The sequence below is a fragment of the Bradyrhizobium sp. Ken51 genome, assembly GCF_055807435.1.
Genome location: NZ_JBVVPB010000029.1, coordinates 51,539 through 68,924, shown reverse-complemented (window position 1 = coordinate 68,924; position 17,386 = coordinate 51,539). Strand labels below are relative to the sequence as shown.

At 65.8% G+C, this 17,386-nt stretch carries 17 protein-coding genes; 12 read left to right on the top strand and 5 right to left on the bottom strand.

Annotation, left to right across the window (positions count from 1 at the left end; genetic code table 11):
• Positions 1-37: 37 nt before the first annotated feature.
• The 4 genes from AC0L27_RS33235 (at position 38) to AC0L27_RS33220 (ending at position 4,268) form a co-directional block, all read left to right on the top strand.
• Positions 38-985: an aspartate carbamoyltransferase catalytic subunit gene (locus tag AC0L27_RS33235; protein ID WP_007603315.1), complete on the top strand. Its 948-nt coding sequence runs from the start codon at positions 38-40 to the stop codon at positions 983-985.
• Positions 986-990: 5 nt separating this feature from the next.
• Positions 991-2,292, top strand: coding sequence for a dihydroorotase (locus tag AC0L27_RS33230; protein WP_354210776.1), 1,302 nt, complete (start codon positions 991-993; stop codon positions 2,290-2,292).
• Positions 2,293-2,324: 32 nt separating this feature from the next.
• Entirely contained in the window at positions 2,325-2,921 is a 597-nt protein-coding gene (gene plsY, locus AC0L27_RS33225) for a glycerol-3-phosphate 1-O-acyltransferase PlsY (protein ID WP_354210729.1), read from the top strand.
• Positions 2,922-3,065: 144 nt separating this feature from the next.
• Positions 3,066-4,268, top strand: a complete 1,203-nt coding sequence (locus AC0L27_RS33220; RefSeq protein WP_354210728.1) for a patatin-like phospholipase family protein — start codon at positions 3,066-3,068, stop codon at positions 4,266-4,268.
• Here AC0L27_RS33220 and AC0L27_RS33215 read toward each other — a convergent pair.
• Positions 4,260-5,504 carry an amidase gene (locus AC0L27_RS33215; RefSeq protein ID WP_354210727.1) on the bottom strand — a complete coding sequence of 415 codons (1,245 nt, stop codon included), beginning with the start codon at positions 5,502-5,504 and terminating at the stop codon, positions 4,260-4,262. The two genes, AC0L27_RS33220 and AC0L27_RS33215, sit on opposite strands and share 9 nt — an antisense overlap.
• A 90-nt stretch (positions 5,505-5,594) precedes the next feature.
• On the opposite strand from AC0L27_RS33215, the gene dprA reads away from it, so the two are divergent.
• Positions 5,595-6,737 carry a DNA-processing protein DprA gene (gene dprA / locus AC0L27_RS33210; protein ID WP_354210726.1) on the top strand — a complete coding sequence of 381 codons (1,143 nt, stop codon included), beginning with the start codon at positions 5,595-5,597 and terminating at the stop codon, positions 6,735-6,737.
• Here dprA and AC0L27_RS33205 read toward each other — a convergent pair.
• Positions 6,734-7,144: a winged helix-turn-helix transcriptional regulator gene (locus AC0L27_RS33205; RefSeq protein WP_275167910.1), complete on the bottom strand. Its 411-nt coding sequence runs from the start codon at positions 7,142-7,144 to the stop codon at positions 6,734-6,736. The two genes, dprA and AC0L27_RS33205, sit on opposite strands and share 4 nt — an antisense overlap.
• Positions 7,145-7,227: 83 nt before the next feature.
• Here AC0L27_RS33205 and AC0L27_RS33200 point away from each other — a divergent pair, with 83 nt between their 5' ends.
• On the top strand, positions 7,228-7,836 hold the full coding sequence (locus tag AC0L27_RS33200; protein WP_354058865.1) for an FMN-dependent NADH-azoreductase: 609 nt from the start codon (positions 7,228-7,230) through the stop codon (positions 7,834-7,836).
• A 71-nt stretch (positions 7,837-7,907) separates the two neighbouring features.
• Here the strand turns inward: AC0L27_RS33200 and AC0L27_RS33195 are convergent, their stop codons facing one another.
• Both AC0L27_RS33195 and AC0L27_RS33190 read right to left on the bottom strand, forming a co-directional pair.
• Positions 7,908-8,090: a hypothetical protein gene (locus AC0L27_RS33195; protein WP_354210725.1), complete on the bottom strand. Its 183-nt coding sequence runs from the start codon at positions 8,088-8,090 to the stop codon at positions 7,908-7,910.
• Positions 8,091-8,266: 176 nt separating this feature from the next.
• Positions 8,267-9,040, bottom strand: coding sequence for an SDR family oxidoreductase (locus tag AC0L27_RS33190; RefSeq protein WP_354255510.1), 774 nt, complete (start codon positions 9,038-9,040; stop codon positions 8,267-8,269).
• Between the two features lie 121 nt (positions 9,041-9,161).
• On the opposite strand from AC0L27_RS33190, the gene AC0L27_RS33185 reads away from it, so the two are divergent.
• A complete protein-coding gene (locus AC0L27_RS33185; protein WP_354210723.1) occupies positions 9,162-9,632 on the top strand; it encodes a winged helix-turn-helix transcriptional regulator in 471 nt (156 codons plus the stop codon).
• Positions 9,633-9,952: 320 nt separating this feature from the next.
• Complete coding sequence (locus AC0L27_RS33180) at positions 9,953-10,537, top strand: flavodoxin family protein (RefSeq protein ID WP_354255513.1); 585 nt, start codon at positions 9,953-9,955, stop codon at positions 10,535-10,537.
• A gap of 33 nt (positions 10,538-10,570) precedes the next feature.
• Here the strand turns inward: AC0L27_RS33180 and AC0L27_RS33175 are convergent, their stop codons facing one another.
• Positions 10,571-10,810, bottom strand: coding sequence for a hypothetical protein (locus AC0L27_RS33175; RefSeq protein ID WP_247286819.1), 240 nt, complete (start codon positions 10,808-10,810; stop codon positions 10,571-10,573).
• Positions 10,811-11,037: 227 nt separating this feature from the next.
• Here AC0L27_RS33175 and topA point away from each other — a divergent pair, with 227 nt between their 5' ends.
• From topA to AC0L27_RS33155, 4 genes are read left to right on the top strand one after another with little or no spacing between them, the layout of a single operon-like run.
• Entirely contained in the window at positions 11,038-13,782 is a 2,745-nt protein-coding gene (gene topA / locus AC0L27_RS33170; protein ID WP_354058862.1) for a type I DNA topoisomerase, read from the top strand.
• A gap of 7 nt (positions 13,783-13,789) precedes the next feature.
• Positions 13,790-16,147: a ribonuclease R gene (rnr, locus tag AC0L27_RS33165; protein WP_275167917.1), complete on the top strand. Its 2,358-nt coding sequence runs from the start codon at positions 13,790-13,792 to the stop codon at positions 16,145-16,147.
• Positions 16,141-16,575, top strand: coding sequence for a DUF983 domain-containing protein (locus tag AC0L27_RS33160; protein ID WP_275167918.1), 435 nt, complete (start codon positions 16,141-16,143; stop codon positions 16,573-16,575). Before rnr ends, AC0L27_RS33160 begins: the two co-directional genes overlap by 7 nt.
• 32 nt (positions 16,576-16,607) lie before the next feature.
• Positions 16,608-17,354 (top strand): NUDIX hydrolase, encoded by a 747-nt coding sequence (locus tag AC0L27_RS33155; RefSeq protein ID WP_354210721.1) that lies wholly within the window; start codon positions 16,608-16,610, stop codon positions 17,352-17,354.
• Positions 17,355-17,386: the final 32 nt, after the last annotated feature.

The window sequence follows — 17,386 nt, the reverse complement described above, 5'->3', positions numbered from 1 at the left end:
GCCCCCCCGGCCATCCCCGCCTATAGCTCTCGCTTTAATGACATCGAAATCGACCTTCGTCCTCGGCCACCGGCATTTGCTGGGCATCGAGGGCCTTTCCGCGGCCGACATCACCGGCCTCCTCGACCTGTCCGAAGAATATGTCGAGCTCAACCGCCAGGTTGACAAGAAGCGCACCGTCCTGCGTGGACGGACGCAGGTGAACCTCTTCTTCGAGGCTTCCACCCGGACCCAATCCTCGTTCGAGCTCGCCGGCAAACGGCTGGGCGCCGACGTCATGAACATGTCGGTCTCCTCCTCGTCCATCAAAAAAGGCGAGACGCTGGTCGACACGGCCATGACGCTCAACGCCATGCACCCGGATATCCTGGTGGTGCGCCACCACGCCTCCGGCGCGGTGGAACTGCTGGCCCGCAAGGTCGACGGTTCCGTGATCAATGCCGGCGACGGCGCGCATGAGCATCCGACCCAAGCCCTGCTCGACGCGCTGACCATCCGCCGCAACAAGGGCCGGCTCGAGGGTCTCGTGGTCGCGATCTGCGGCGACGTGCTGCATTCGCGCGTCGCCCGCTCCAACATCATCCTGCTCAACGCGATGGGCGCCCGCGTCCGCGTCGTCGGCCCCTCCACGCTGCTGCCGCCCGGCATCGAGCGGATGGGCGTCGAGGTCGCGCGCGACATGCGCGAGGGGCTCAACGGCGCCGACATCGTCATGATGTTGCGGCTCCAGCGCGAGCGCATGAACGGCTCCTTCGTGCCGTCGACCTCCGAGTATTTCCATTATTTCGGGCTGGACCAGAAGAAGCTGGCCTACGCCAAGCCAGACGCCCTCGTCATGCATCCCGGCCCCATGAACCGCGGCGTCGAGATCGACACTGCGGTCGCTGACGGCGCCCAGTCCCTGATCCGCGAACAGGTGGAAATGGGCGTGGCCGTGCGCATGGCGGTGCTGGAAGCGCTCGCCCGCAACCTGCCGAACGCGTGATGCTCATGTTGACCGACCGCCGACCCATCCTGCTTGCCAACGCCCGCGTCGTCGACCCCTCCCGGGATTTCGATGGCCCCGGCGATGTCCTGATTGCCGACGGCATCATCCGGGAGACCCGCCGCGGCATTGGCGCTGCCGGCGTCCCCGAGGGCACCGACGTCGTCAACTGCGCCGGCAAGATCGTCGCGCCCGGCCTGATCGACATGCGCGCCTTCGTCGGAGAGCCCGGCTTCAGCCATCGCGAGACCTTTGCCTCCGCGAGCCAGGCGGCTGCGACCGGCGGCATCACCACCATCATCTGCCAGCCCGACACTTCTCCGGTGATCGATAACTCGGCGACGGTGGACTTCGTGATGCGTCGCGCCCGCGACACTGCCATCGTCAACATTCAGCCGATGGCGGCGCTGACCAAGGGCATGCGCGGCGAGGAGATGACCGAGTTCGGCCTGCTCAAGGCAGCCGGCGCGATCGCCTTCAGCGACTGTGACAAAAGCGTGATCAATGCGCAGGTGATGCGCCGCGCCCTGACCTACGCGCGCGATTTCGACGCGCTGATCGTGCACTACACCGAGGATCGCGATCTCGTCGGCGAAGGCGTGATGAACGAGGGCGAGTTCGCGTCGCGGCTCGGCCTGATGGGCATCCCGAACGCGGCGGAAGCCGTGATGCTGGAGCGCGACATGCGCCTGGTCGCGCTCACCGGCGGCCGCTATCACGCGGCCTCGCTGACCTGCATCGAGTCGCTCGACGTGCTCAAGCGCGCCCGCGACGCCGGGCTGGCCGTGACCGCCTCGGCCTCGATCAACCACCTTGCGCTGAACGAGAACGACATCGGCCCTTACCGTTCATTCCTCAAGCTGTCGCCGCCGCTGCGCACCGAGGACGACCGCCGTGCGCTGGTCGCCGCCGTTGCCTCCGGCCTCGTCGACGTCATCATGTCCGACCACAATCCGCAGGACGTCGAGGTCAAGCGCCTGCCTTTCGCGGAAGCAGCCCCCGGCGCCATCGGGTTGGAAACCATGCTCCCGGCGGGCCTTCGGCTCGTGCATAATGACGAGCTGGACCTCAAGACGCTGATCCGGGCGATGTCGACGCGGCCGGCCGAGATTTTGGGATTGCCTGGCGGAACCCTGCGTCCAGGCAGTCCGGCGGACGTCATCGTGATCGACCCCGATGTCCCCTGGGTGGTCGATCCCGCCGACCTCAAATCGCCCTGCAAGAACACGCCATTCGACGAGGCCCGCTTTACAGGCCGCGTGGTGCGCACCATTGTCAGCGGACGGACGGTGTACGAGCATGTCTGACGTGCGGAGCTGCAGCCACGGAATTTGCAGACATGGCGCTTGAATTGTTCCTGCCGGTGGCTTTCGTCATCGGATACCTGCTCGGCTCGATTCCGTTCGGTTTGATCCTGACCAGACTCGCCGGCACGCAGGATATTCGCTCGATCGGCTCCGGCAGCATCGGCGCCACCAATGTGCTGCGCACCGGACGGAAGAGTCTGGCCGCGGGGACCCTGCTGCTGGACGCACTCAAAGGCACCGTGGCGGTGGTGATCGCCGGCTACATCGCCGGTCCCAATGCCGCGATGCTGGCCGGACTCGGCGCCTTCCTCGGCCATCTCTTCCCGATCTGGCTCAAGTTCCGCGGCGGCAAGGGTGTCGCCGTCTATATCGGCGTCATGCTCGGGCTGTTCTGGCCGGCCGCTGTTGTGTTCTGCCTGCTCTGGTTGGCGACCGCGTTCACCGCCCGCTATTCCTCGCTCTCGGCCCTGGTGGCCTCGTTCATCACCCCGCTGTTCCTGTTGTGGTTCGGCCAGCCCGCGCTCGCGGCGCTGGCGGCCGTGCTGACGCTGCTGCTGTTCTATGCTCATCGCGAGAACATCAAGCGACTGCAATCGGGCAAGGAAAGCCGGATCGGCGAGAAGGCATAAGCCGGGAATCCACGGATACCGCGGCACCCCTTCTGCATTATATCCAAATGGTGTTCGCAACTTGCAGCCGAATCACGGCTGTATGGACGAACGGGTTCCTGGCTTGGCCCTGATCGTGGGCATGGCTCTACGCGGTTGCTCAGAATGAGCGAGAAGATTGTCGGCGCGCATGTTGAAGGTGGCTTGCAGGGCACTGCGGCAAGCCGGATGCTCTCGACGACGGACATCTGGTCCGGTGCGCCCTCGCCGCTTGTCGCACCGGAGGCTGCTTCCGTCTCGCCACCATCGCGCGAGCCCGATCCGATCGTGGAAGCGCGGAAACCGGTCGAAAGCGTAACTGTCGCAGCGCCCATCACGCACGATCGAACGCCGGGGCAATGGCCGCCGCAAAAGCTGTCGCTGGCGCTTCAGGGCGGCGGCACCTTCGCCGCTTTCACCTGGGGCGTGCTGGAGCGGCTGCTGGAAGAGCCATCCATCGCGATCGACACCATCAGCGGCGCCAGTGCCGGCGCCATCAACGCGCTGCTGCTCGCCTCCGGTTTCGCCGAGGGCGGCCGCGAAGGCGCGCGCGCACGGCTGAACCGGTTCTGGATCCGGCTGATGCACGAGGCCTCGTTCCGATCGCTGATGCTGATCGGCGGCTTCTCGCCGGCGGGAAGCTCGGTCGCGTTCGGTCCGACGCTGCGCTCCGGCCAGTTCGATCCGTTCGATCTCGATCCGCTGCGGCAGGCGCTGTCGCGCGACATCGACTTTTCCGCCTTGCGCGACCCGCGCTGCCCGAAGCTTCTGATCGCAGCGACCCGGATCCGCGACGGGCAGCAGCAGATCTTCCGCAACGACGTGATCACCGCCGACGTCGCGCTGGCCTCGACCTGTCCGCCGCTGGTTCATTGCGCGGTGGAGATCGAGGGCGAGGCTTATTGGGACGGCGGCCTCGGCGGCAATCCGCCACTGCTACGGCTCGTGCAGGACACGACGTGCACCGAAATCCTGCTCGTCCAGGTCACGCCGGCGCGCGACAGCTATGTGCCGATCACGCTCGCCGCGATCGACCGCAGGCTGGATCAGATCGCGGCCAACGCCGCCCTCAATGCCGAGATCGCGGCGATGGAATGGGCGCAATCGCAGACCGCATCGTCGTTGCGGCTCTCAAGAATCGCCGCGGAAGATTTCGTCGACGGCCTGGCGCAGCGCTCGTCCACCGATCTCGGCCGCGGCTTCATTCGCGCGCTGCACCGGAGCGGCCGCGAGGCCGCGGGGCGCTGGCTCAAGCAAGGTACCGATCACAGTCCAGCGCCGGCCGCATCGGGCCAGCGCGTCGTCGCTCTCGAACCTGCGCTAGCCTGATTTCGCCAGCGCCTGCTCCAGGAACCACGCCGTCGCCAGCGCATGGGCGTCGTTGCCGAAGCGCGCGATCACCTGCACGCCGATCGGCAGGCCATTGGCCTTGAGCACCGGCACGTTGACGCAAGGGTTGCCCATCAGCGTCCAGAGCCTGTTGTAGCGGGGGTCGCCGGTGCTCGCGAGCTCCTTGGCCGGCGGCGTGCCCGGCGCCGAATATGTCAGCAGCACGTCGAACCTCTCGAATAATTCGCCGACCTCACGGCGCCCGCGACGGCTGACCCGGCGTGCGTCGTCATAGTCCTTGGGTGTGAGACCGACCGTCGCATCGAGACTGGCGCGCAGCATCGGCGCGATCTCGTCGTGGCGTTCGGAAAATTCCCAGGCGAGCGCGCGGTGCGCCTCGAAGTCCTGAATGATCGGATGGATGCGCCAGGCCTCCTGCACCGCCTGCGGCAGATCGAGGGTCTGCACGCTGGCGCCGGCGTGCGTCGCCGCCTTGATCGCGGCTTGCAGCCCCTCTTCGGCGGTCGGCTCCACCGCTCCGGCGAACTCCTGCCTGATAACGCCGATGCGCGGCGCCTTCGCCGGGGCGATGCCGGCGAATTCGGTGCGACCGGTCATTGCGAGCAGTCCGCGCGCGAGATCTTCCGCGCGCGCGCCGAACAGGCCGACCGTGTCGAGCGCCCACGAATAGCATTTGACGCCGACCGTCGGCAGCATCCGGAATGACGGCTTGATCGCGGCGGCGCCGCAATAGGCGGCAGGCCGGATCACCGAGCCGCCGGTCTGGGTGCCCAGTGCCAGCGGGATCATGCCGGCACCGACGGCCGCGGCCGAGCCCGAGGACGAGCCGCCCGGCGTATGTCCAAGATTGTGCGGATTGAGCGTCGGGGTCGGATCGCGCGAGGCGAACGCCGTGGTCGTGGTCTTGCCGATGATGGTGGCGCCTGCCCGCTTCAGCATCATCACGACAGGCGCGTCCGCGCGCGGCTGCCAGCCGCGATAGATCGACGATCCCATCTCGGTCGGGAAATCAGCTGTGTCGATGATGTCCTTGATCCCGACCGCGATGCCGCGCAGCGCCCCGGCGCCTTGCGCCTTCGCGGAGCTGTCGTGACGGACGAAGGCGTGGACGTCCTTCTCCCTGGCCTCGATGGCTGCATGCGACTGCGCGATGGCGGCCTCAGGCGAAAGCTCGCCCGCTTCGATGCGGCGCTGGAGGTCGGCGAGTGAGATCATGGCAAAACCCTTCTTATTGGGATCGCTTTTAGCATCGCGACGAAGCCGCGCAAGCGCACGCCACTGTTGCCCACGCCCTCAGGTTGTTCCATGCTGTGCCTGCAAGGAGCCGCCGTGGACGCCATCAATCCCAGCGTAGAGCTGACCGAAGCCGACAGGATCGACCGCCTGCGGCTGATCCGGTCCGACAATGTCGGGCCGCGCACTTTTCGGTCGCTGGTCGATCATTTCGGCACGGCGCGCGCGGCGCTGGAGCGGCTGCCGGATCTTGCACGCCGTGGCGGTGCGCAGCGATCGGCGCGCATCTGTAGCGCCGACGAGGCGAAAGCCGAGCTTGCCGCCAGCCGCAAATTCGGCATCGCCTGGCTCGCGCCCGGCGAGGACGGCTATCCGGCGCGGCTGGCAACGCTCGACGATGCGCCCCCGTTGCTCGCCGTACGCGGCGACAATGCAACGCTGGTGCGGCCGATGATTGCGATCGTCGGCTCGCGCAATGCCTCCGGTGCAGGCTTGAAATTCGCCGGTCAGCTCGCCCGCGAGCTTGGTGAAGCCGGCTTTGTCGTCATCTCCGGCCTCGCCCGCGGCGTCGATCAGGCCGCGCACCGCGCCAGCATCGAGAGCGGCACCATCGCCGTGCTCGCCGGCGGACATGACTGCATCTCCCCGCCGGAGCATGGCGATCTCATCGCCGCGATCCTCGACCGCAAGGGTGCTGCGATCTCCGAGATGCCGCTCGGCCATGAGCCGCGCGCCCGCGACTTCCCCCGTCGCAACCGGCTGATCTCGGGCGCCGCGCTCGGCGTGGTCGTGGTCGAGGCGGCGCACCGCTCGGGCTCGCTGATCACCGCGCGCATGGCGGCCGAACAGGGCCGCGAAGTGTTCGCGGTGCCGGGCTCGCCGCTCGATCCGCGCGCCGCCGGCACCAATGATCTGATCAAGCAGGGCGCGACGCTCGTCACCGAAGCCGCCGACGTCGTCAACGCAGTCGCACCGATCATGGAGCGGCCGCTGATGCGCACCGCGCGCGAGCCCGACAGCGAGCCGTTCGAAAGCGATCCGCAAGGACACGACCGCGATCAGATCACCGGTCTGCTCGGCCCTGCCCCTGTCACGATCGACGATCTCGTGCGGATGTCCGGCGCCTCGCCTGCCATCGTGCGCACCGTGCTTTTGGAGCTCGAGCTCGCCGGCCGGCTCGAACGCCACGGCGGTGGCCTTGTCTCGCTGCTTTAAGGAGTGTTCCGCTCGTCGAAGCGCGTGCGCGCCGAGGCGATCTGCTGCTGATGCGTGATCGCCCATTCGCCGAGTGCCTTCACCGGCTGCTGCAATCCGCGGCCGAGATCGGTCAGCTCGTAATCCACCCGCGGCGGAATGGTCGGGAAGATCGTGCGCGTGACCAGGCCGTCGCGCTCGAGCCCGCGCAGTGTCAGGGTCAGCATCCGCTGCGAGATGCCGTTGATCATGCGCTTGAGCTCGTTGAAGCGCTTGGGTCCATCACTCAGCATCATGATCACGAACACGCTCCATTTGTCGCCGACGCGCGCGAGGATCGAGGCGACGCCACGGCAGTCCGCGTGGTCGCGATCCGGCATCGGCGTGGCAGGCAAATCGACGTGCGCAGGTTTCAAAGATGTGCCCATGGCTCAAAAAGGTGCGTTCTTGCGGGGATTTCGATAGTCACTCATGTAGCTCTGGTTACAAACTTATACCAGGGTGATCCCGAATGAAACTCCTCCACATCGACTCCAGCGTGCTCGGCCCCCACTCCGTCTCCCGGCAGGTCTCGGCCGCCATCGTCGACCGTCTCAGGCAGGCGACGCCATCGCTGGACATCGTCTATCGCGACCTGACGCAGAGCCCGCTCGCCCATCTCTCCGGCTCGCATCTGGCGGCCGCGCAAGGCGCGCCTGCGCCGGCGGAACTCGGCCCCGACCTCGCCGCCAGCAAGGCCGCGCTGGACGAGTTTCTTGCAGCGGACATCGTCGTGATCGGCGCGCCCATGTACAATTTCACGATTCCGAGCCAGCTCAAGGCCTGGATCGACCGGGTCCTGGTGGCGGGGAAGACGTTCAGCTACGGAGCCAACGGCCCGCAGGGCCTTGCCGGCGGCAAGCGCGTGATCTTCGCGATCTCGCGCGGGGGCTATTACGGCGCCGGCTCGCCCGCCGCGTCGCTGGAGCACCTCGAAAGCTATCTGCGGGGCGTGTTCGGCTTCATGGGCATCCATCACCCCGAATTCATCAGCGCCGACGGAATCCAGGTCGGGCCGGAGCATCGCGAGAAGTCGCTTGCAACCGCGCTTCAGGCGGCAACCAGCCTTCGCGCGGCCTGACGCAACGCGCACATCGTCAGCCGCCGCAACTCGGTCGCGGCGGCTGATCGAGCGGTGCGCGATCGGCGAAGCTAAAACCAGGCGCCCTGAATGCCGAGGATGACGGCGACGAGCGAGACGAACAGGCCGATGCCGGCAAAAAGAGCGACCCCGATGAACTCGGAGGTGTCGGAACGCTTGGCGGGAACGGTGGTATTTTCAGTGTAAATACGCGGTGCTGAAATCGGGGAAATAATACGAGCTGCCTTTGGCATATCGGGCTCCCTTGAAAATGAGTCTTCGTGACCCCTGCCCGTAAAAGGGTCTTGGCAGCCAAAGCGAAGGTTCAAAGCCTCACGCAACGTTCAGAAAATACAGCTCGCGAGAGGTGGGGATCAGCCGGCGCAACCGCTTTGCGTGCGCCGACCGATTCAATTTTCACTTCAATTGATCAGCCGCGATAGATCGGCGCACCGCTCGGCGAGGCGACCGCACCGCCGTCGACGAAGATTTCCTGGCCCTGCACATGCGCGGAATCGTCTGAGGCCAGGAACAGCACTGTCTTCGCGACGTGATCTGTTTCGCCGATGCGCCCCAGAGGCGTCGTCAGCGCGATCCGCTTCTCAAACGCCTTCTCGGCTTCGGGCGTCGCGGTCGCAGGTCCCCAGATCGGCGTGCGGATCGCACCGGGCGCGACCACGTTGACGCGAATGCCGCGCGGCGACAGTTCTGATGCCATGATCCGCGCCATCGCCCGCACGCCGGCCTTGGCGGCGCCATACGCCGAATAGCCGGGAATGCCGAGCACGGAGATCACCGAGCCGTTGAGGATGATCGAGGCGTTGTCGTTGAGATAAGGCAACGCGGAATGAACGGTGAAGAACACGCTGGTCAGATTGGTGCTGATGACCTTCTCGAAGACCTCCAGCGTGGCCGACCCCAGCGGCGTGCCGCCGGCGATACCGGCATTGGCGAACACGATGTCGAACTTGCCGAATTTTTCCGCGCCCTTCTTGATCGCAGCTTCGGTCGCGGCAATGTCGGTGGCGTCGGCGGCCAGCGCGAGCCCGTTCGGCCCGAGCTCCTTCGCGGCCGCCTCGAGCGTCTCCTTGTTGCGCCCGGTGATCACCACCTTGGCGCCCTCGGCCACGAACAGCTTTGCCGTCGCCAGTCCAATGCCGCTATTGCCGCCGGTGATCAGGGCCGTCTTGTTCTTCAGTCTCACGTTCGCCTCCAGTGGTTGCATCATAAAACTATGATTGCCATCTAGGGCATATGGTTTTATGATGCAACCACACAAGCGCGTGATCGGCTCTGAGATCGGGCGATCGCGAAAGGACTAAGCAATGGTGAAACGAACGAGCTTCGAGGGCGATACCTGTCCGATCGCACGCTCGCTGGAAGCGATCGGCGACCGGTGGTCGCTGCTGATCATCCGCGAGGCGCTGTTCGGCCTGCGCCGCTTCGGCGAGTTTCAGAGCAAGCTAGGCATGGCCAAGAACATCTTGTCGGCACGGCTGCGCGCGCTGGTCGACCACGGCATCCTGACCACGGCCCCCGCCTCCGACGGCAGCGCCTATCAGGAGTATGTGCTGACGGAAAAGGGCCGCGGTACTTTCCCGATCCTGGTAGCACTGCGGCAATGGAGCGAGGCCTTCGACGATCGGCCGTCGGAGATCGCGACGATTTTGGTCGATCGCGAGAAAGGCCGCCCGGTGAAGAAGCTCGAACTGCGCGCGGAGGACGGGCGACTGCTCGCGCAAGCCGATACCACGCTGAAGCCGCGGCCTGCGCCGCGCCGACGGTCGGCGGGATAGCGGCGCGTTATCTCTCCAACGTCGTCCTGGCGAAAGCCAGGACCCATTAGCCCAACGAGCAGTTTGGCGAAGACGTGTCACCCGGAATTCCCACCGCGCTCAGGTCGATAGACCTCGCGGTATGGGTCCTGGCTTTCGCCAGGACGACTCCGGAGAGAGAGCGAACGAGACCGATTCCGCTCGGTCTTCCCGGATACGACAGCCCGCGCTTGCTCCGCAGTTGACCCACTTTCATCGAAGGCGGGTCGGCCTGTAGCCGAGCGTCCGAACTCGCAATGACGGCGTGGCGGGACTTGTACAAGACATCGACAGCGTCAAAGATGGCGAGGTCCCACCAAAGTGGCACCACCATGCCCCTGCTCGCCATCGTCTATTTTTCCATCTCCGGCACCACCGAGAAGCTGGCGCATGCGGTTGCGCGCGGAGCGGATGGCAAGGCGCAAGTCACCCTATGCCGCATCACCGGCGGCGACATCGTATCAGGCCGCTTCCAGAATGAGAGCTTACTGGAAACGATCGATCGCGCCGACGCAGTTGCGTTTGGCAGCCCGACCTACATGGGCGGACCAGCTGCTCAATTCAAAGCGTTTGCCGACGCTTCAAGTGATCGATGGAGCCGGCAGCAATGGGCCAACAAGATCGCAGCCGGGTTCACGACGGGCGCCTGCGCAGGCGGCGATCAACTCCACACGCTGACCTACTTTTCCATTCTGGCCGCGCAGCACGGCATGCTCTGGTGCGGACTGGATATTCCGGGTGGGGAGGACCCGAGCGGCCGCAATCGCTTAGGCAGCCAGCTTGGCCTTGCGACGCATCTGGTCGACAGCAGCTTGCCCCAGAGCGACCTCACCACGGCCGAATATCTCGGCCAGCGATTGGCCAAAATGGCAAGCCGCAACGGCTAACCGCACCGTCGTTGGAGCAGCACATCGCCCTCTTCACGACAGCCTGCGCTTGCTCCGCAGCCGCAGATGCTCGTCGGCTTCCAGCTTGGTCATGCCCAGGAGATAATGCAGCACGTCGAGCTTGTGCCGCTCGGCAAGCTTGCGCAATGCCCCGACCTGCTCGGCGATGAAGGCGACCGCCTCCTCGACGCCGCCCTCCCCCGGTTCCTCGTGACGCGAGCCTCCAGCCGCGCGCGATGCGGCGCCCGCCCGTTTCTTTCCTGGCTTAGTCACCAGCCCCCACCCGAATCCATGCCCCGCAGAAACATTACGCCGACATCGGCCGCAACTCAAAGGTGGTGTTTTACAACTTTCTCGATATGAAACTTTTCCCATCTGGATGGCTTTCAACACCCCTCGATTTGACAGCGAGGGCCTCACCACCCATGTTCGGGACGAAAGGGCCGACCCGAATCTCATCGAATTCGGCCCCAAATTTCCCCATAAGTTACTGGAACTACATGAATATCGTCATTGTGGAGTCGCCGGCGAAAGCCAAGACGATCAACAAGTATTTGGGCTCGTCCTACGAGGTTCTGGCCTCGTTTGGCCATGTCCGCGACTTGCCCGCGAAGAACGGCTCCGTCGATCCCGACGCCAATTTCAAGATGATCTGGGAGGTCGACCCCAAGGCGGCCGGCCGGCTCAACGACATTGCCAAGTCCCTCAAGAACGCCGATCGCCTGATTCTGGCGACCGACCCTGATCGCGAGGGCGAGGCCATCTCCTGGCACGTGCTGGAGGTCCTGAAAGAGAAGCGCGCGCTCAAGGACCACAAGATCGAACGCGTGGTGTTCAACGCCATCACCAAGCAGGCGGTCACGGACGCCATGAAGCATCCGCGCCAGATCGACGGTGCGCTGGTCGACGCCTATATGGCGCGCCGCGCGCTGGACTATCTGGTCGGCTTCACCCTCTCCCCCGTGCTGTGGCGCAAGCTGCCGGGCGCCCGCTCGGCGGGCCGCGTGCAGTCGGTCGCGCTGCGGCTGGTCTGCGACCGCGAGCTCGAGATCGAAAAGTTCGTTGCGCGCGAATACTGGTCGCTGATCGCGACCCTGCTGACGCCGCGCGGCGACGCCTTTGAGGCACGTCTCGTCGGCGCCGACGGCAAGAAGATCCAGCGCCTCGACATCGGCACCGGCGCGGAAGCCGAGGACTTCAAGAAGGCGCTGGAAGCCGCCAGCTACGCCGTGACCGCGGTCGATGCCAAGCCGGCCCGGCGCAATCCGCAGGCGCCCTTCACCACCTCGACGCTGCAACAGGAAGCCAGCCGCAAATACGGCTTCGCGCCGGCGCACACCATGCGCATCGCGCAGCGGCTCTATGAGGGCATCGACATCGGCGGCGAGACCACCGGACTCATTACTTATATGCGGACCGACGGCGTGCAGATCGATCCGTCCGCGATCACCCAGGCACGCAAGGTGATCGGCGAGGATTACGGCAACGCCTATGTGCCGGACGCGCCGCGCCAGTACCAGGCCAAGGCCAAGAACGCCCAGGAAGCCCACGAAGCGATCCGGCCGACCGACATGTCGCGCCGTCCCGACAGCATGAGCCGCAAGCTCGAGTCCGATCAGGCGAGGCTCTATGAACTGATCTGGAAGCGCACCATCGCGAGCCAGATGGAATCGGCCGAGCTGGAACGCACCACGGTCGACATCACCGCGAAGGTCGGCGGCCGCACGCTGGACCTGCGCGCCACCGGCCAGGTCGTCAAGTTCGACGGCTTCCTCGCACTTTATCAGGAAGGCCGCGACGACGAGGAGGACGAGGACTCCCGCCGCCTGCCCGCGATGAGCCCCAACGACGCGCTGAAGCGGCAGTCGCTCGCCGTCACCCAGCACTTCACCGAGCCGCCGCCTCGCTTCTCCGAAGCCTCGCTGGTCAAGCGCATGGAAGAGCTCGGGATCGGCCGGCCCTCGACCTATGCCTCGATCCTCCAGGTCCTCAAGGACCGCGGCTACGTCAAGCTCGAGAAGAAGCGCCTGCACGGCGAGGACAAGGGCCGCGTCGTGGTCGCTTTCCTCGAAAGCTTCTTTGCCCGCTACGTCGAATACGACTTCACCGCCAATCTGGAAGAGCAGCTCGACCGCATCTCCAACAACGAGATCTCCTGGCAGCAGGTGCTGAAGGATTTCTGGACCGGCTTCATCGGCGCGGTCGACGAGATCAAGGATCTGCGCGTAGCCCAGGTGCTCGACGTGCTCGACGACATGCTGGGGCAGCACATCTATCCGCCCCGCACCGATGGCGGCGACATCAGGCAATGCCCGAGCTGCGGCAACGGACGGCTCAATCTCAAGGCCGGCAAGTTCGGCGCCTTCGTCGGCTGCTCGAACTATCCGGAATGCCGCTACACCCGTCAGCTCGCCGCCGACGGCGAGGCGACGGCCGACCGCTCTCTCGGCCAGGACCCTGATACGGGTCGCGATGTCTGGGTCAAGGCCGGCCGGTTCGGCCCCTACATCCAGCTCGGCGAGCAGAAGGATTATGCGGAGGGCGAGAAGCCGAAGCGCGCAGGCATTCCGAAGGGGACTTCCCCTGGAGATGTCGAGCTCGAGCTTGCGCTCAAGCTGCTGTCGCTGCCGCGCGAGATCGGCAAGCATCCGGAAACCGGTGAGCCGATCACCGCAGGTCTCGGCCGCTTCGGCCCGTTCGTGAAACACGAGAAGACCTACGCGAGCCTGGAGGCCGGCGACGAAGTGTTCGACATCGGCATCAACCGCGCCGTGACGCTGATCGCGGAGAAGATCGCCAAGGGCCCGAGCCGCCGCTTCGGCGCCGATCCCGGCAAGGCGATCGGCGATCATCCCACCCTCGGCACCGTCACGGTGAAGGGCGGCCGCTACGGCGCCTATGTCACGGCGGGCGGCGTCAATGCGACGATCCCGAGCGACATCGAGAAAGATGCCATCACGCTGCCGCAGGCGATCGCGCTGATCGACGAGCGCGCGGCCAAGGGCGGCGGCAAGAAACCGAAGAAGGCGGCGAAGCCGGCCAAGGCCAAGAAGGCTGCGGCGAAGGCCGCCGACGGCGACGACGCCGCGCCAAAAACCAAAAAGCCGGCCGCGAAGAAGGCGGCCAAACCCAAATCCGAATCCACCAGCAAGGCGCGCGCCGCCGTGTCGTCGACGGCCAAAACGTCGCCGACCAAGGCAGCTGGCGCCAAAGCTCCGGCCAAGAAAAGTGCCGGCACCAAATAGAGGTTAAGTGAAACGCAAGAATGACCGTGGCTTTCCCGACAGGGCAGCCATCGTCGCCTTCATTAAGGCAAATCCTGGCAAGGTCGGAACCCGCGAAATTGCACGCGAGTTTGGCCTGAAGAACGCCGACCGCATCGAGCTCAAGCGCATGCTGCGCGAGCTCGCCGACGACGGGCTCGTCAAGAAAAAGCGCCATACGATTTCAGAGCCGGACAGCCTGCCGCCGACGCTGGTCGCCGACATCACCGGGCGCGACGCCGACGGCGAGCTGGTCGCCTCCCCGACCGAATGGGACGAGGTCGAAAGCGGCGAACCGCCAAAGATCCTCATCACGATGCCGCGCCGGCCCAAGCCCGGCACCGCGGCCGGCGTCGGCGATCGCGCGCTGCTGCGGGTCGAGCGCTCCGATGAGACCGAAGGCCCGGCCTATCGCGGCCACATCATCAAGGTCTTCGACAAGACCAAGAGCCGCATCCTCGGCGTCTTCCGCAGCCTGCCCGAAGGCGGCGGACGGATCATCCCCGTCGACAAGAAGTCCGCCGACCGCGAGCTGAACATCGCCCCGACCGAGACGCACGGCGCGCAGGACGGCGATCTCGTCAGCGTCGACATCATCCGCTCGCGCGGCTTTGGGCTGGCATCGGGCCGCGTCAAGGAGAAGCTCGGCTCGGTCAAGTCGGAGAAGGCGATCAGCCTGATCGCGATCTACGCGCACGACATCCCGCTGCAATTCCGCCCCGCGGCGGAGCGCGAGGCCGAAGCGGCGGAGCCGGCCACTTTGAAGGGGCGCGAGGACTGGCGCGACGTGCCGCTCGTCACCATCGATCCGCCGGATGCCAAGGATCACGACGACGCGGTGCACGCGCAGCCGGATCCTGATCCCAACAACAAGGGCGGCTTCATCGTCGATGTCGCCATCGCCGATGTGAGCTTCTACGTGCGGCCGGGCACCGCGCTCGACCGCGACGCGCTCGATCGCGGCAACTCGGTCTATTTCCCCGATCGCGTCGTGCCGATGCTGCCGGAGCGCATCTCCAACAATCTGTGCTCGCTGGTGCCGGGCGAGCCGCGCGGCGCGCTCGCAGTGCGGATGATCATCGGCCCCGACGGGCGGAAACGCTCGCACAGCTTCCATCGCATCCTGATGCGCTCCGCAGCCAAGTTGAACTATGCCCAGGCGCAGGCCGCGATCGACGGCCGGCCGGACGACACCACGGGCCCCCTGCTCGATCCGATCCTGCGGCCGCTCTATGCCGCCTATGCCTGCGTCAAGCGCGCACGAGACGAACGCGATCCGCTCAATCTCGACCTGCCCGAGCGCAAGATCCTGTTGAAGAGCGACGGCACCGTCGACCGCGTCGTCGTCCCCGACAGGCTCGACGCGCACAAGCTGATCGAGGAGTTCATGATCCTCGCCAATGTCGCGGCAGCCGAGATGCTCGAGAAGAAGTCGCTGCCGCTGATCTACCGCGTGCATGACGAGCCGACCCTGGAAAAGGTCCACGCGCTTGCGGAATTCCTGGAGACGCTGGACGTTCCGTTCGCGAAAGGCGGCGCGCTGCGCCCCGCTCTGTTCAACCGCGTACTGGCGCAGCTCGAAGGCCACGACCACTTTCCGCTGGTGAGCGAGGTCGTGCTGCGCGCCCAGGCGCAGGCCGAATATTCCTCGGAGAACTACGGTCATTTCGGCCTGAACCTGCGCCGCTATGCGCATTTCACCTCGCCGATCCGCCGCTATGCCGATCTCGTCGTGCACCGTGCGCTGGTTCGCGCGCTCGGGCTCGGCGAAGGCGCGCTGCCCGACACCGAGACGCCGGAAACCTTAAGCGAGGTCGCAGCCCACATCTCGGTCACCGAGCGGCGCGCGATGAAAGCGGAGCGCGAGACCGTCGACCGCCTGATCGCGCACCATCTCGCCGACCGCATCGGTTCGAGCTTCCAGGGCCGCGTCTCCGGCGTCACGCGCGCCGGCCTGTTCGTCAAGCTCGCCGAGACCGGCGCCGACGGCCTGATCCCGATCCGCTCCCTCGGCACGGAATATTTCAACTATGACGAGGGCCGCCATGCCCTGGTCGGCACGCGCAGCGGCACCATGCATCAGCTCGGTGACGTCGTTGACGTCCGCTTGATTGAAGCAGCCCCCATCGCAGGCGCGCTACGCTTCGAGCTGCTGTCGTCATCGTCCGGCGAGACCGCGCCGCGGGGCCGCAGGTCATCCGGTCCGCAGCGCCGCCCCTCGTTCAAGGCGCACCCCGGGCGCAGTCCCGACAAGAAGCGCAAGCCGGACAAGCCGAAGAAACCCGGCAAGGGCAAAAAGGCCAAGGGAAAAAGCAAGGGCAAGGGCCAGAAGGGCAAGGCATGGTGAGCGCAGCCCCGAAGATCTGGACGCGCGAGACCGGCCTCGTCGAGAAGCGTGACGTCTTTGCTGCGATGAGGCGCGGCTTTCGCGGCCGCTGCCCGCGCTGCGGCGAGGGAAAGCTGTTCCGCGCCTTCCTGAAGACCGCGGACAATTGCTCGGTCTGCGGCCTCGATTTCACGCCGCATCGCGCCGACGATTTGCCCGCCTATCTCGTCATCGTCATCGTCGGGCACATCGTGGTGCCGGCTATTCTGTGGATCGAGACCAACTACACCACGCCGGTCTGGATCAGCTTCGCGGCCTATCTGCCCTTCACCTTCGTCGCCTCGCTCGCCCTGCTGCAGCCGGTGAAGGGAGCCGTGGTAGGATTGCAATGGGCTCTGCGCATGCATGGGTTTGACGAGAACCCGACCGATGGTATTCCGCCGGTGTAAGCAAAATAAGCAAAAGTGGTTTGGGTGAGGACATGACGGATACGGCGCAGGCAGAAAAGGCGAAGATCCACGAGGGCAAGGAAGCCGACCATCATCCCTATTTCCGCCCGCGGGATGCGGCGACACTGATCCTGGTCGATCGCAGCGGCACAACTCCAAAAGTCCTGGTCGGCAAGCGCCACGACAACGTGGTGTTCATGCCCGGAAAGTTCGTCTTCCCCGGCGGCCGTGTCGACAAGGACGATTATCGCGTGCCGTGCGCGGCGCCGGTCACCGCCGAGTTGGAAGCCAATCTCGCCAAGGGCAGTCCGAAGACGCCGGCCTCGCGCGCGAAGTCGCTCGCGGTTGCCGCGATCCGCGAGGCCTGCGAGGAAACGGGTCTCTGCCTGGGACGCAAGGCGGAGATGAAGGCCAAGCTCGAAGGCCCCTGGAAGCCGTTCGCGGATGCGGGACTGTTGCCCGATCCCTCCAGCCTGTTCCTGATCGCGCGCGCGATCACCCCGCCCGGCCGCGTCAAGCGGTTCGACACGCGCTTCTTCACGGCGGACGCCTCCGCGATCGCTCATCGCGTCGACGGCGTGATCCATGCCGATGCCGAGCTGGTCGAACTGGTCTGGGTCGAGCTCGGCTCGAAGCCACTCGCCGACCTGCATCCGATGACGCGCAACGTGCTCAACGAGCTCGACGCGCGCCTTGCCACCGGCCCGCTCCGCCATGATGCGCCGGTGCCGTTCTTCCATTTCTACGGCGGCAAGATGCAGAAGGATATTTTGAGCTGACTGGCCGCGCGGGCCCACGTCTCTCCTCCGTC

Coding starts and splice junctions, on each gene's coding strand:
- AC0L27_RS33235 (WP_007603315.1), top strand. CDS start 38: ATGACATCGAAATCGACCTTCGTCCTCGGCCACCGGCATTTGCTGGGC.
- AC0L27_RS33230 (WP_354210776.1), top strand. CDS start 991: ATGTTGACCGACCGCCGACCCATCCTGCTTGCCAACGCCCGCGTCGTC.
- plsY (WP_354210729.1), top strand. CDS start 2,325: ATGGCGCTTGAATTGTTCCTGCCGGTGGCTTTCGTCATCGGATACCTG.
- AC0L27_RS33220 (WP_354210728.1), top strand. CDS start 3,066: ATGAGCGAGAAGATTGTCGGCGCGCATGTTGAAGGTGGCTTGCAGGGC.
- AC0L27_RS33215 (WP_354210727.1), bottom strand. CDS start 5,504: ATGATCTCACTCGCCGACCTCCAGCGCCGCATCGAAGCGGGCGAGCTT.
- dprA (WP_354210726.1), top strand. CDS start 5,595: ATGCTGTGCCTGCAAGGAGCCGCCGTGGACGCCATCAATCCCAGCGTA.
- AC0L27_RS33205 (WP_275167910.1), bottom strand. CDS start 7,144: ATGGGCACATCTTTGAAACCTGCGCACGTCGATTTGCCTGCCACGCCG.
- AC0L27_RS33200 (WP_354058865.1), top strand. CDS start 7,228: ATGAAACTCCTCCACATCGACTCCAGCGTGCTCGGCCCCCACTCCGTC.
- AC0L27_RS33195 (WP_354210725.1), bottom strand. CDS start 8,090: ATGCCAAAGGCAGCTCGTATTATTTCCCCGATTTCAGCACCGCGTATT.
- AC0L27_RS33185 (WP_354210723.1), top strand. CDS start 9,162: ATGGTGAAACGAACGAGCTTCGAGGGCGATACCTGTCCGATCGCACGC.
- AC0L27_RS33180 (WP_354255513.1), top strand. CDS start 9,953: ATGGCGAGGTCCCACCAAAGTGGCACCACCATGCCCCTGCTCGCCATC.
- topA (WP_354058862.1), top strand. CDS start 11,038: ATGAATATCGTCATTGTGGAGTCGCCGGCGAAAGCCAAGACGATCAAC.
- AC0L27_RS33160 (WP_275167918.1), top strand. CDS start 16,141: ATGGTGAGCGCAGCCCCGAAGATCTGGACGCGCGAGACCGGCCTCGTC.
- AC0L27_RS33155 (WP_354210721.1), top strand. CDS start 16,608: ATGACGGATACGGCGCAGGCAGAAAAGGCGAAGATCCACGAGGGCAAG.